Annotated in this window: 7 protein-coding genes and 1 pseudogene; 2 read left to right on the top strand and 6 right to left on the bottom strand. The window is 52.7% G+C overall.

Annotated features, from left to right (window positions below):
• Positions 1-348, top strand: a pseudogene (locus BM317_RS29095) (IS4 family transposase); the annotation flags it as partial.
• A 776-nt stretch (positions 349-1124) separates the two neighbouring features.
• Here the strand turns inward: BM317_RS29095 and BM317_RS29085 are convergent.
• From BM317_RS29085 to BM317_RS29065, 6 genes are all read right to left on the bottom strand, one after another.
• Positions 1125-7214: a beta strand repeat-containing protein gene (locus BM317_RS29085; protein WP_092477158.1), complete on the bottom strand. Its 6090-nt coding sequence runs from the start codon at positions 7212-7214 to the stop codon at positions 1125-1127.
• A gap of 52 nt (positions 7215-7266) precedes the next feature.
• Positions 7267-7701: a hypothetical protein gene (locus BM317_RS29080; RefSeq protein WP_092477156.1), complete on the bottom strand. Its 435-nt coding sequence runs from the start codon at positions 7699-7701 to the stop codon at positions 7267-7269.
• A 10-nt stretch (positions 7702-7711) separates the two neighbouring features.
• Positions 7712-8257: a hypothetical protein gene (locus BM317_RS30595; RefSeq protein WP_139236090.1), complete on the bottom strand. Its 546-nt coding sequence runs from the start codon at positions 8255-8257 to the stop codon at positions 7712-7714.
• 9 nt (positions 8258-8266) lie between these two features.
• Positions 8267-9676, bottom strand: coding sequence for an HlyD family type I secretion periplasmic adaptor subunit (locus BM317_RS29075; protein ID WP_092477154.1), 1410 nt, complete (start codon positions 9674-9676; stop codon positions 8267-8269).
• Between the two features lie 23 nt (positions 9677-9699).
• Positions 9700-11835: a type I secretion system permease/ATPase gene (locus BM317_RS29070; protein WP_092477152.1), complete on the bottom strand. Its 2136-nt coding sequence runs from the start codon at positions 11833-11835 to the stop codon at positions 9700-9702.
• A 138-nt stretch (positions 11836-11973) separates the two neighbouring features.
• A complete protein-coding gene (locus tag BM317_RS29065; RefSeq protein ID WP_092477150.1) occupies positions 11974-13386 on the bottom strand; it encodes a TolC family outer membrane protein in 1413 nt (470 codons plus the stop codon).
• Positions 13387-14029: 643 nt separating this feature from the next.
• On the opposite strand from BM317_RS29065, the gene BM317_RS29060 reads away from it, so the two are divergent.
• A partial coding sequence (locus tag BM317_RS29060; protein WP_170866272.1) for a transposase family protein occupies positions 14030-14276 on the top strand: 247 nt, incomplete at its 3' end.

Here is a 14276-nt window from a genome sequence, read left to right as displayed (position 1 = left end):
CCAGATATGGCCGTCAAAGAGTTATGGATTTACCTGCTGGCGCACAACCTGATACGGATGCTCATGATGCAATCAGCTCTGTTAGCCGACTGCCTGCCTCGCGAGCTGAGCTTCAAACATAGCCTTCAGCTGTGCCTTGCGTGGAGGCAGTACGAGGCTCAAGAGCAAGAGGACAAAATGCTGAATCTGCTTGAGCTGATTGCCCAGAAGCGTGTCGGTAAGCGTCCAGGCAGGATTGAACCGCGCGCCATAAAACGAAGACCCAAGCCTTACCCCATGCTGATGAAAACACGTCGATCAGCAAGGGCCGAGGTCAGGAAGAATGGACACCCGAAGAAGGTTAAGTAAGTGCCATTCGGCTTCGGCCTCTTTTTTCGTTCCAGTAAGTTCACTCGAAAGCACTCCCAGCCACATTTTTTAGTACGTTAATCCGGCGCTTAGTAGATCACTTTTTCGTGGGCCCCGCCTCACTGAAACCTTACAAATCTCCTCTATTCAAACGAGACGGAGATTGTACGATGGTATCTCACAGATACCGCGGTCCGACATGCCAAACCCCGTACCAAGGGCTACACTCTCCCTGACTACAGCCGCCTCGCTCTTTTCGTGATACGAAAGGCGCCATGTGTGGCACTTCCGCTTGTCCTGGGCGGATAAGCAGCCCCATATTTCTCTCGGAACCTATCCTGAAATTAGCCTGCGAGATACTCGCGCTCTGCATGATGTGCGAGTGCGCTGGTCGCGATGGGCATCGATCCGCGTGTTTATCGGCAAATGGAGCGTAACGCTAGGCACTTGGCCACGGAAAAAGCCCAAGAAGTGGTTGGTCAGCATAGAAAGTGGTACGCAAAGTTAAGCATGGTGTTTCCGGTCGTGAGTCTCGATAGTCTGGTCGGACCCAGACCTTCCGCTTCAATTGGCCACCGAGTAGGCAGCGAGTGCGCTGGGGTTGAGGATTGTAAAGGGGAGGCTTATCTCCGCTGTTCATGGCCAGTTAAGTCCTTGGATCAGCACGTCGAGCAGTCGGCGGGCGATCTTTGGGGCTGTCAGGGATGTTGCGCTTCCTCAGGGAGTCCCTAGGGTTGTTACAGATATCTGTAACAACCCTAGGGTCTTTGTATCTTTCATGTAGCAGGGATGGTCAACCAACTGCTGTTTACGGTTGCCAGTAAAGACGCATCCGAGATCACACTGGAGGTTTTCGGATCGAATCCAGGATGGCTAGCGCTAAATCCAGCCATGGCTTGAACCAATTGATCCACTTGAGCACCCAGCACATAGCCAGAACTACTTCCCCCCAGTGAAATTTTTTCAAGTTTGCTAACGGAAGCGTCGTACCAACCCTGAACGGTGATATCCGTATCGCTGCCAAGCAATTGGACACGCAGATCATTGCCAGATCGAGCGAACCACAATGATTGCCGAGTTTCATTGTCGACCTGAAGCTCGCCCCGTACTCCGCCAATACCATTGACGACAGTGTCATGCCCCTTGCCTCTGGTAGTGACATAACGGTCATAGCCACCACCACCGCTCAGAAGATCGTTACCTGCGCCACCTTGAAGACGATTTGCGCCTGCATCACCGGACAAGATGTCGTCATACGCCGAGCCCAGGACATTCTCGATTCCCGTCAGGCGATCAACCCCACCATAACCATTACTCGCGGTGCCTTTCGACAGGTCAACTAGAACGCCTGAAGGTGCGCCGTCATAGCTGACGGTATCCACGCCTTCACCGCCGTTCAGAGTGTTTTTTCCACCTTTACCAGACAAAACATCCGCACCGGCGCCACCATTGAGTACGTTGTCCTGGCTGTCACCGCTCAAACGATCGGCGAAGGCACTTCCTGTCAGGTTTTGCACATGGGTAAATCCGTCGAAATCACGTGGCGTTAGCGAGTCCAGCGATACATCGATCCCTCGCACCAATTTTGAATAATCCGCAGTACTGACCCCAAGCAGATTGTCATACAGCGATAGATTGTTCAGGTTCAGCCCGGTCAACGTGAGCAGCGGCCCCCCTGTCGCATAGGAAACACGTGCCTGTGCGGAGGCATCCTGATCCAGATATGCCGTTGTTAAGCCAGCGCTGAGCAGCAACCTGTCGCCTCCAAGCCCGGTTTGGAAGTTTTTAACTAGGTGACCTTTCGCACCAGCTATATCGGTGAACAAAAGAATGTCACGACCCGCGCCGCCCGTTAGACCTTGGTTACTACCAGCTCCAGATATTAACAGACTTCCCGTCGCAGAGGCCGTCGCGACAGCATTGGTGCCGGACAGAAACTGGACATTGGCATACCCCAGTGCCGAGCCCAGCGCTGTTTTATAGGTTTGCATGCTGGCATTGGCTGCCGCATAGGCGTCCTGCGCTGCTGCCTGCGCAAACAGGATGGCGGCTGCCTTGTTCTTATCAGTAGCCGAAGCCCAGTCATAGCGGGTGGTGGTGATGACATCCACCCAGGTACCGACGTTGGGGTTCAAAGCATTGGTCGGAATGAATCGTTTTGTGGTCGTCGTACTGTTAGCCGGCAAGATAGTGCCCAAACGATCACGGTTCCGAGTGATGAGCAAAGATGCTTCGGATAATCGGGAAAGTGCATCCTGATAAAGAACCACCGTACGCCCCAAACCTTGTTCAAAGGCGCTTGCTGCAGTCCCGGCCAGCTGGGCTGTTGACAGGTTTTTCGTGTCGTTGGCCTTTACTGCTTGTTCCAGTGCCGATTGCCGAGCTGTTGCGCTTGATGCGACGGCTTGCCCCGCGGTAACGGCAGTAGAAAGTGAGCTGGTAATAGCGGTCAGGTCTGTGATGGAAGCACTCACCGCGCCAACACCTCGCTCAAGCTTCTCAGCAGGAGTGGAGGTCGATGCCGGTGAAGATATATCTATCGTTTTTTGAATATAGAAAGCATCGGCGTTCAGGGCCGTTATTCGTTGAAAGCTTGTGACATAGCTTGGCCGTCCTAATAGCGGGTTTGTAGAGTTCCAATCTCTTGGCGTAGAAACGATGTATGTCTGAGCATCCTGGCTGGTCTGATAGCGGTAGGTGTTTTGATTCGGGTTCAGGAAAACCGAGGAAACCTGGGCCGCTAAACTGCGGATTGAGGTGATCTTGGTATTCAGAGCAGTCACCGCCGTCGTCGCTGTGTTAACAGCTGTGCCGGCCAGCCCCTTGCCTTGAGTGACGCTTCCCGATTCAAAAATTCGCTTTGTTTCCAAGGCTACGCTGGACACCGAAGGCACCAGGGGGATTTCTACCTGAGCGGTGAAATACCCAGCCAACGAGGGGGGCCGGCCCGAAGTACTCGGATTTAGCGGATCGAAAGTGGGATTGGCCTGTTTCCAGGTTTGTTGCGTCGCAATGGCAAGTTCCACCCCATTGCTGCCCAGCCTGAGACCACTATCCAGTTCGATGGCCGCCAACTTGCGATAGTCCGCAGCAAACCAGTCTTGGACCGTTACTCGATCATGGCTACCGAGTACCGTCACCACAAGATCATTGCCTTCACGCGATAACCATAGATCGCTAGCCTTGATGCCCGCGCGCAATTTCAAGATCGAGCTGGGGCTGGCATTGCCCGAGACGCCGTTGAATACCGTATCCTGACCATCGCCGCGGTCGAAGACAAAAACGTCATTACCACCAGCGCCTTCAAGGCGATCATTGCCACGGCCGCCTGTCAGTACGTTGTTCGTCGAGGAACCTGTCAGTATGTCGCGCCAGGCAGATCCTGCAAGATTTTCAATGTTGTATAACGTGCTGCCGAAGCTGTCCTTACCAGTGGAAAGGTTCGCGGTGACGCTACCTGTAGCGTCGGCGTAACTAACTTGATCAACACCTCCACCGCCATCAAGCCAGTAGCCTTGACCTTTAATTACCAACGTATCGTTTGCGGCGCCACCTCTGAGCACCGACGCCCAGTCACCGCCGATTAGTGTATCGCCGAGGTTTGACGCCGTGATCTCATTGACATGCACTTGGCCGTCGTTGAGTGAGTTACCTTGCAAACTACGTACGCCGGCCTGATTGAAACCGGCAAAGGAGAGGGCGCGAACGCCGCTGAAGTTGGCAAACAGGTTGAGGCTTTGGGCCGTGACACCCAACAAATCAACATAACGTTGCCCATCGGCGGCGCTAACTCGAAGGCCACCCTGAATACTGGTAATTGCAGCCGCATTTCCCAGTCCCAGAAGCTGAATTTGGTCGCCGGCACTTCCTGCTTGGAACCCCTGCAGGGTGACCTGGCCGCTGGCCTGACTGAGCAGCACATTGTCGACCTTGCTGTTGAGCACAAATCGTTGTGCTCCCTGGCCTGCAAGGACCAGATTGTAGCCATTGTCCAACGTAACCGTTCCGCCGGTAATACCGGTGTAGGCTTTGGCGTAACCGGCCGATTGGGCAAAGGCCCCCAGGGACGCATCTACGCCGATTTTTAGGTCCCTGAACAACTGCAGCACTGCGGTATAAGCAGTAAAGGTGTCCGCCGCAAAACCGGAGTCCTGAGGAGAAAAGAATGTATAACCACCAGGCAAATGTCCGGTGTAGGACTGATTGATCGGAACCAGGTTGTTCAGTCCGCCACGCAGCGCCTCTAACTGCGCAGCATAGGTCGCCCAGGCGCCCACAGTATTCAAATAGGATGTTGCGGCCGCACCCCATGCCGTTGCGGCTGCCTGAGCTTGGGCCTGAGCCGTCGCGCGACTGTCAACTGTTGATACCGCGTTAGCCACCTGAGCAGCGCTTTGCGCCCGAGCGAGAGCGCTGGCCCCAGCGTCGACTGCTTGCAAGGTTGAACGCACCGTCGTGTAGTAGGCGGTGCCTTGTTGCATCAACGTCAGGACATCCTTGCCAGCAGTGTTTCCACGCTGAGTAGCGGGGTTGCTGCCTTCGTAAGTCGTAATGAGCGCCGGATCCTCAGTCTTAATGAGCGGGTTCGCGTAACCTTGATAAGTATGTAAACGTGCGCTTGCCATCCAGGTGCGTAACGCGCTCATTAGTCCAGTAAAATTTGGTGCATGAGTCGCTAATGCAGCATCAACCCCTCGTGCCTGACCCGCCGCCATAGCGGCGAAACCCTTGGATGCATATTCGGCAAAAACCAGAGCTCCCGGATTGAAGGACGAGGTCGTGGGGGCGCCGGAGGTCGGCGCGCTCAAACCGATATCTGCGATGTCCAGACGCGCCCCGTTGTTGAGCGTGAAGCCAGCGGTAGAGTCGATTAGTCCGCCTGCGATCTGTCGGCCATCATGAACGGAGGTCAAATCAATGGACTTGATGTTCAGCGCCGCCAAAGTTCTTAGCTCGCCAGCGGTCGAAATCCCGTTTTGATCGGCGTCCACCCATACATTCAGTGCGTCAAAATAACTGGTGCCAGTAAGCGGGTTGACCAGTGATGTCTCCCGGGAGAACACCATGCTCCCTGGCTTCGTCAGCTTAGACAATGCTTCAAAGCCATTTTTCCCGGCCGGGCCCGTACTGCCTGGCACGACAAAGGCTTCGCCAAACCATTCGGCAGCGCTATCGATAACGCCGTTGCGGTTGGTATCAAATACCAATATGCCGTTGTCCGCGCCCACCCAGCCGACGGGGCGTTTTATTCCGTCAGCGTTGAGGTCGAACACTGCGTTACTTTGGGAGGGGGCAACTAGTTTTATGCCATTGCCGGATAGATCCAACACCAAAGGCAAACGATGAACCAACGGCTCGTTACCGAAGCTCACCACCGAGACATAAAAAATAGAATTGGGCGAGGTATTCCAGCGTTGCTGCGCGTTATTGATTGCTTGCTGGATCGCCGCCGCCAAGCTATTCGACAACGCCAAGGAAGCGGGAATAGCCCCGCTCAACGCAGTCGGGGCCCAGCGATCGGAAACGCCTTCCAATCCCAGGCGCTTTTGCAGATACCTCAAGGATGCCGCGTTGTCTGCTGCCGCAGCCACCCCGTCGGCAACTGTTCCGAAAGTAACTGTGGTTGCAGCTTGTTTGGACTGAAGTGCTCCGGCCAGAGCTGAATCGTTTGCTTGGATGGAAGACTTGGAAATAAAAGCAGCCAAGTCCTGCTCCGCACCACTAAACGTGGTGCCGTTCTGTTTCCAAGCGGTCTTGACTGGTACCCCATTAAAACCGTAGGTCTGTTCAACGGCCAATCCACCATCGGCATTTTTCCAGGCGACGATGACACCTTCTCTACTTAAGCTATATGTTGCTGATAAGTCGCCGTAGCGATTTATTACGGAGACGTTTTGTTGGTCGATCGACACTTGAGCCTCTTTGGGAGCATCAATCAATGTTGTTCCCGCGATGCTAACTTGAGTGCCGTTACTTCTGTATAAAACAGATGTTGCATTGCCAAATTCGGTTGATACTAAATTTAGTTTGATATTTCCGTTTGCATCAAGCTCAACGTTGCCAATGCTGTCAATTGAAATGTTTTTGATGTCATCAAGCAGAACGTTAAAAGCGTTCTGGTCAATGATGTCTGATAGGCCAGAAAGCTTTATGCCAAAATGCTCAAGGGTGGCGTCCCAGCCAAGCGGAGTGAATAAACCCTTATTGGATGCATCTATCGTGATTTTTAATAACCCTGACAGCGTGGCTTCGTCTACTCTTTCTTGCCAGCGGGAAAAGTCTTCAGAAGTATTTGTGAACTGAGCTTGTTTTGAAAGATATTCTGATTCGTAGTTTTGCCGGCTGACCTCAGTAGCAGTTTCAAGAAACAGGGCAGTGCTACTCAGCCCGCCAGTTCGATTGCCCCACATGGCTAATTCGGCGACGAATTGCAAATCCAAGTTGTTTCGATCCAAGCTGCCAGGACCATTTGGATTCTTGCTGGCAGCGTCTAGGGCAAGATTTACATAGCGTTCAATAATAATAAGTTGTTGCTCGTCTGCGGCGTCGACTAAGCTAGTATGTGCTAATAACGCTTTATCCACCAAGACCCGCTCAGCGCTACTTAGCTGAAAATTTTGGCTGGCTTTTGAATATAGACTGTCCGCCTGTGCTGATGTTAAGGCGTCTAGCTCAACTTCCGCATCCAGAATTTTTCGGAAGGCAGTCCGAGCTATAGAGTTATTGCCAACATCATTTTGGAGGGCTCCGAAGGACAGTCCACTATTTCCGGTGGATAGCACGGAGACATAAGGGCTAGTGTTGCCAATCTCTGAGCTGGATACTGATTTCTTAATGAAATCTCGTAATTGCTGATTGTCGAGCATAGGTCCCTCTCAAGGTATATTGATTTGGCTCGGGCGGTAGTTGAGTGCGTGCCTATCCGCCGTAACAGTTCTCGTAAATAGCTTTGAGCTTCCATTGGTCCGTGTCAGTGAATTTATTTAGTATTGAAAAATGGCCCACCATTACATCGTTGCAGACAAAAATTTTTTCTTTCGTTTGATCGTGTTGATAAGTGCAGATGCTGCCAAAACTATGATTTCCATTTGCAACTCCAACGGGGAAATCGTAGATCTCAGAGCAGTCTTGTATCGTTCCTGCATAACCTTTTTGCTTCAAGCTTCTATTGAATGACTCTGTGCGTTCAATGATTTTTTCTGGATCTTCTATGGTTCTCACAATCGACCCGTTTTCCTCCCATTCGAGTTCGCGAGAGAAGGCGTTAGTGAAAAATCCTGAAAAAATAAAAAATATAGTTAATAAATAACTTGTGCAGTGCCTCGCCGAGGCAGGCGTGTACGGTTTATTCATTTCTGAAGTCTCATTCTCTGAAGGTTGGGCTGTAGGGGACAATAAACGTTTCTGCGCAAATGTTTTGGATTATAGTTAGGCAGTTTTCAATGTCGCGCCTGAAATGGTTTGCTCCCTCCTTGGCTCCAAGGTCCATGTAGTAGGGGCCGCTAGCTTTAATGTCTACTGCAAGTTGGTGCGTTTCGGGTTGGAAAGTGACGCGAGTTCTTAGTTCAGTGGCGTTGGTGTCTGGATAATTGCCCGTCTCTAGTGTTCCGTTGTGATCCTCTGATCTAGTAATGGTTGTGTCCCATTTGGGGTTTTTAACGGATAGTTCTTGAACGGTTTTTTGTGCGCATGAAATAACTTCCTGAGCCGATACCCGCGAATCTGTCTCCCAGCTTGTCCGGGAATGTGGCTCGACTAGGCTGCAACCGCTTAGCGCCAGTCCATATGTCAGCCAAACACTTGCCATAGGGAAAAAAGAAACTCTCATAGATAGATCTATTTTTGTGAGCGCACACAGAAGACTGTTTTCGAAACCGAAGACCGAACCTGCTCTTGGAGAAAAACTCATGCTGGCTCCTTAACGCTCTCTCAAGCTCTCATCGATATGCTGCTGCAAGGGGCTCAAAAAGTAATCGAGCACTCGACGCTGATCGGTTTTCACTTCGGCCGTGACAGACATCCCCGGCGACAACGCTACGCTTTGTCCGTTGATGATGAGGCTGTTGGTTTTGAGGCGAATACGGCTGCTGTAGATAGGTCCGCGTTTTTCGTCCTCGATAGCGTCATTGGAGACGCTGAGTACTTCACCCTCGACGGTTCCGTAGCGAGTAAACGTAAAGGTTTCTACCTTTACGGTGACTGCTTGCCCGGCGCGGATAAAACCAACGTCTTTGTTTTCCAGCATCGCCTCTACTTCCACGGGCTGATCCATAGGAACGATGACCATCAGGGCTTGCGCCGGAGTGACGACACCGCCCACCGTATGTACGGCAAGCTGTTGTACGGTGCCTGCCACTGAAGCCTTAAGCTGGGTCAAGGTCTCTTGGTAATGCGCCTTCGCTAGCTGCTGAACCAGGCTCGCTTCTTTTTGGTTAGCTTCCTGTTGCAGATCAAGCATGGCTCGCCGGGTTTGGGCCACCACACCTTCGCGGCGCCGCTGGGCTTCATTTTGTGCCGCTGTGGACTGTGCCACGCTCGCTTGTTGCACGCTGAGTTGTCGTAATACATCCAGACGAGCCTGCTCTTTTTGCAAATATTCGTGACGCGCCACGTACTGCTGGGCGAGCAAGCGTTCATAGTCCTCAGCCAGTCGAGTGGCGATCGGCAGGGTAGTGCGTAAATTCGATACCTGAACCTGGGCCGCCTGGATATCTGCACTGCGTTGAAGAATCTCGGCGTCTGCTAGTTCGAGCTGACTTCTGTACTCCTGATATTGCCCCTGTAACCATCGCTGAGTGGCAAGGAGCTGATCAGCATTTGCGTCTTGCAGGCTTTCATGGGGAAGCCTTGGTTCCTGCGGATTGTTAATGGTTTCTAACATGGCGGTACTGCGAGCCTGATCAATGCGCGCTGCCAGCAAGTCGCTTTGAAGGCGCCGAACCTCTGCATCCGCCGAAGTGGGGTCCAGTTCAATCAATACCTCACCAACACTGACAGGCTGGCCGTCGCTGACATGAATCGCTTTGACCACGGCTGTTTCACTGGACTGGACGAGCTTGGTTTTCCCGCTAGGAACAATTTTTCCAGGGGCGACGGCCACCACCTCGATCTTTCCAAAATACGCCCAAGACAGTGCTAGAACAGCAAACACAATGATGGCCCAGACTAAAATTCTGGGTGCTGGGTGGGAGGGGCTTTCTTGCAGCGTCAAAGCCGCCGGCAAAAACTGCAACTCATGGGGCAAACGCTTTGGGGGTTCCATACGTTTGCGCTGTCGCCAGGACTCACCCCAGACTTGTCGATACCGTTGTAATAGTGCCAAGTCCATTTCTACTGACTCCTTACCTGCACTCAACTCTGCTGCATGCGGTGTAAGCGTGAATAATGCCCCGCTTGGTGGGCCAGCAATTCGAGATGGGTACCTTGCTCAACGATCTGCCCGCGATCCACTACAAGAATACGGTGGGCGTCGCGTACTGCTGACAGCCGGTGGGCAATGATGATAACCGTGCGACCAGCACAAATACTTTGCATGTTCTGTTGAATGACCCGCTCTGATTCATAATCCAGAGCACTGGTGGCTTCGTCGAAAATCAGAATGCGTGGATTGCCGATCAACGCCCGAGCAATAGCGATCCGTTGCCGCTGGCCGCCGGAGAGCGAAGCACCATGTTCGCCTACTTCAGTGTCGTAGCCTTCCGGTAGCTCGAGGATAAATTCGTGCGCGCCGGCCATTTTGGCGGCATGCATGACGTTCTCTAGTGGGCAGCCAGGGTCAGTCAATGCGATGTTTTCACGGATGCTGCGGTTGAACAGCATGTTGTCCTGAAGCACTACGCCGATCTGTCGGCGTAACGACGACACGTCGGCCAGCGCCAGATCCATGCCATCAACCAGCACCCGTCCACGCTCCGGGACATAAAGCCTCTGTAACAGGCGTGTCAGCGTGCTTTTTCCTGAACCTGAACGACCTACGACACCAATTACTTGACCAGCCTGGATCTGCACACTGACGCCTCGCAAAACCTCTGATCCATCGAGGCGGTATCGAAAATGCACTTGATCAAATTCGATGTGACCCTGAAGTGAGGGTAATGCGCTGCGCGCCGTTTGCGACAGCTCTGTGGGGGTATTGAGGATGTCCCCCAGACGCTGCACTGACACCCCGGTTTGCTGGAAGCTGGTCCATAGCTGAGCAAGACGCATAATTGGTTGGGATACTCGGCCGGCCATCATGTTGAAGGCAATTAGCGCACCTACCGTCAATTGGCCCTCAATCACCAACCGCGCGCCCATCCAGAGTGTCGCGACGGTCACTAGCTTGCCAATGAAAGACACGCTTTCATTGGCAATAGCCGATAAGTTTTGTGTCTTGAACCCCGCTGCAACGTATCCCGCAATCTGGTCTTCCCATTTGCGTACCACTTGAGGCTCAACCGCCATGGACTTTAGCGTGTCGATACCATTAACGGTCTCCACCAGAAAAGCCTGATTCTGGGCTCCACGATTGAAACTGTCCTGCAATCGAGCTCGTAGCAGGGGGGTCACAATAAGAGACACCAGGAAATACAGGGGCAGGGATAGTAGGACGATCAATGTTAACCAGGCGCTGTAATAGAACATCACGCCGATGAACACTACCGAGAACAACACATCAAGAACGACGGTGATGGCGTTCCCAGTAAGAAAGCTGCGGATGTTTTCCAGTTCGCGAACACGCGCTACTGAATCCCCCACACGTCGAGCCTGAAAATACGCCAAGGGCAAGTTCAACAAATGACGAAATAACCGTGAACCTAGTTCTACGTCGATACGGCTGGCGGTATGGGCGAATAGGTAAGTGCGCAGCCCGCTCAATGCGGACTCAAACACCATGATCCCCAGTAGACCGATGGCGACAACGTCCAACGTGGTCAGCCCGTGGTGCACCAGGACTTTGTCCATGACCACTTGAAAAAACAACGGTGTGACCAATGCAAACACTTGCAGTACAAAGGAAACCAGCAGTACTTCGCCTAATAGCTTGCGATATTTGACGATGGCAGGAATGAACCAGGTAAAGTCGAAGCGGGAGTTTTCACGCTGTAGGTTCGCATCGGAGCGTACCAGGATCAAAGTACCCGACCACCGTCCCTGCAACGCTTCCAGCGCTATGACCTCTGCTCGTGCCACACGGGGGTCATGGATAACCGCTTTGCTTTGGTCGACCTTGGCAATAATGAAAAAATCACCGTTATGATCAAGGGCAATCGCGGGAAGGGGGGTATGTTCCAGACGGCTTGCAGTCGTTTGTACGGATTTGGCTTTAAGACCTACTCGTTGAGCGGCTAGCAGCATCTCTCGTGAGCTAAAAAGGCCTCCCTCGCTGCAAAATTCATAAGTCAGTTGCTCAGCACTGACAGCAACGTTGTGCAACCGAGCAAGCATGACTAGGCAGATAAGGCCTGTATCTACTGGCACATCATCGTTTGCTTGTTGTTCATTCATATCGCGTCCATGCCTGCAAGTTTGTGATGACCCGGGTCTCAACCATCCGTTAAGAGATGTGTACGCCACTCATATGATGGCCTTATGAAGCTTGTGAATTATCGATGGGTCGTCCGCCGGGGCTAGCCTAGCCTTTGGCTAAAAGGGCTTACGGGCATCGGGCGGGAGGAAGTCGCGTTCAGCGTTGTAGCTTTTAGTCAGATACATGGCCAAGCTCGACAGGTCGGCGGGGCTAAGTGTGCCGGCCGTCTGTTTGAGTTTTAACGTGTCGATGATGTAGTCATAACGCGCATTGTTGTATTCCCTGACGGCGTTATAGAGCTGACGTTGGGCGTTGAGTACGTCGGCTGTATTGCGTGTTCCCAACTCCCGACCTACCTGGCTGGCCTTTACCGATGCCTGAGTGGACAGAATTGTCTGCCGACGGGCGATGACTTGTTCAACATCCGAATTGACCGCACGGTGCAGGTTGCGCACGTTCTGCACAACCTCACGGCGCAGATCTTCTCTCTCATCTTCGCTTTGGGATAGGCGCTCAGTCGTTTCTCGCACTTGCGAGCGCGTTGAGCCGCCCGAGTACAGGGGGATATTCAACTCAAGCCCGACACTTCGTTGCGCCACATTACCTTGATAATCGGAGCGATTGAAATCGGTGGGATTGCTATAGCCGAAGCTGTCGTTGTCACCTCTGCGATATGAAACCACCGCATCTAAGGTTGGTGCGAAACCTGCTTTACGTTGACGTTGAACATGTTCGGCGGCGGCGACTGCAAAGCTGCTCGCCAGCAGTGAAAGGTTTTGCCGTACAGCAGTCATTACCCATGCATTGGCATCATTGGGCTGCGGCGTCTCAATAGGGAGCTGATGCTCTATACCCTCGATCGTCGAATAGTCTTGTCGTGTTAGACGCGATAGGGCCTCGAAGGCGTCGTCAACCTTGCGTTCAGCCAGCTTGCGATTAGCCTGGGCATTATCAAATGCAGCTTGGGCGTCTAGCACGTCTGTGAGACTTGCGGCACCATTTTCCAGACGAGACTGAGCTTGCTCCTGTTGTCGCTTAAGAGCCGACTCCTCTGCCTTTGACGCTGCCAGCAAATCCCGTGTGCGCAACACCTCAAAATAGGCTTGGGCAGCTTTTAGAATCAGCTCTTGCTCTTTGGCCGAATGCTCCAGCTCCGCCTGATTGGTACTGGCCTGAGCCGCCTCGAGAGCAAACCAGCGATCGAGGCGAAATATGGGTTGATTCAAATTCGCCTGGAAGACTGATTGACTGCGAGTGCGGGTTAATGTCGGGGCATCACGCTCCAGTCGTACGGACTCAATATTACCGCCCGCGCTGAGAGTAGGAAGCAAGCCAGCGCGCGCCTGGGGAACAGCTTCACGCTGTGCGGCGACTGCATGTCTGGATGCAGACAAGGTCGCATCGTTGATAACTGCTTGCTGGTATATGCCTAGCAAATCTGCGGTTTTGTCAGATGGATTGGCAGCGGCCCACAGGCAGTTGCACAGCAGACAACTCAAAATGCCGCAGATCCTGGCGAAGTAGATCATGGAAGTCCATTTGGTAGGGGGGTGTTGTCCGATTCTGTACATGGCAAAGATTTTTGCCGCTCTCAATATTAAGAGTCTTATTGTTACCGTTTCAGGTCATATCCCTACGTCAATCCATATGAGCGACTTGGCCGAAAGCAGTTCTCCGAGCGATCATTCAGGCGTTGGATGGCAAGGCCCGTGACTGGAATGACGGTGTGCGGCTTAGGTCAGTTTGCAATCCCCGGATACGGTTCATTGAACTCATGGGGGCGCCACAGCAGGAGCAGCTTCACGACCCCATTTAGTTATCCAAGAAATCCCTGAGTAACTGTCCAGACCGGACGCTTTCCGCCCGACTGGCTATGGGTAGAAGAAAATGGTACAGCCCGGAATCACGCCTTTCTGGTCCTGATACTCCTCGAAAATGAGTCCAGAATTAAGTTTTTTCCTGCTCCGGAAAGAAAACAAACCCCCTTATATTTCATATGGGTCGGACACCAGATGCGAGTCTCGTTTCCCGCTCCAAGATTCAGAAAAAAGCCACTCAGATGAGTGGCTTTTTTTTGGTTCTTCACGGAATCCCGGGAAACACAGAAACAAGAACGCCGATTTGATTGATGATGTTCGTGCGAGCAAACACATCTAACAAACCGGCGTTCTTATGCGCGATATTAATACTTTCCTTCCTTTTTGGGAGGGCTTTTCTGTCGTTACGATCAAGCCTGATGGCGACGCGCTTCAGATCGACCTGATTCCCCATCCCACCCGATTCCCATCCTGCGGCGGGTGCCAGAAAACCTGTTCAAGCACTCATGAGTATTGCGAGCGTACCGTTCGTGACTTGCCGATTCTCGGTCGTGCGGTACGCCTCCGCGTTTTGCTCAGGCGTGTTGGCTGTCGTGACTGCG

Source organism: Pseudomonas sp. NFACC24-1, assembly GCF_900115235.1.
Classification (GTDB): Bacteria; Pseudomonadota; Gammaproteobacteria; order Pseudomonadales; family Pseudomonadaceae; genus Aquipseudomonas; species Aquipseudomonas fluorescens_AA.
The sequence above is the reverse complement of the archived record's forward strand: the minus strand, read 5'-3'. Positions and strand labels throughout refer to the sequence as shown.

Bases quoted from the DNA above. Each gene is read 5' to 3' on its own strand.
- BM317_RS29085 (WP_092477158.1), bottom strand. From the start codon at position 7,214: ATGCTCGACAATCAGCAATTACGAGATTTCATTAAGAAATCAGTATCC.
- BM317_RS29080 (WP_092477156.1), bottom strand. From the start codon at position 7,701: ATGAATAAACCGTACACGCCTGCCTCGGCGAGGCACTGCACAAGTTAT.
- BM317_RS30595 (WP_139236090.1), bottom strand. From the start codon at position 8,257: ATGAGTTTTTCTCCAAGAGCAGGTTCGGTCTTCGGTTTCGAAAACAGT.
- BM317_RS29075 (WP_092477154.1), bottom strand. From the start codon at position 9,676: ATGGACTTGGCACTATTACAACGGTATCGACAAGTCTGGGGTGAGTCC.
- BM317_RS29070 (WP_092477152.1), bottom strand. From the start codon at position 11,835: ATGAATGAACAACAAGCAAACGATGATGTGCCAGTAGATACAGGCCTT.
- BM317_RS29065 (WP_092477150.1), bottom strand. From the start codon at position 13,386: ATGATCTACTTCGCCAGGATCTGCGGCATTTTGAGTTGTCTGCTGTGC.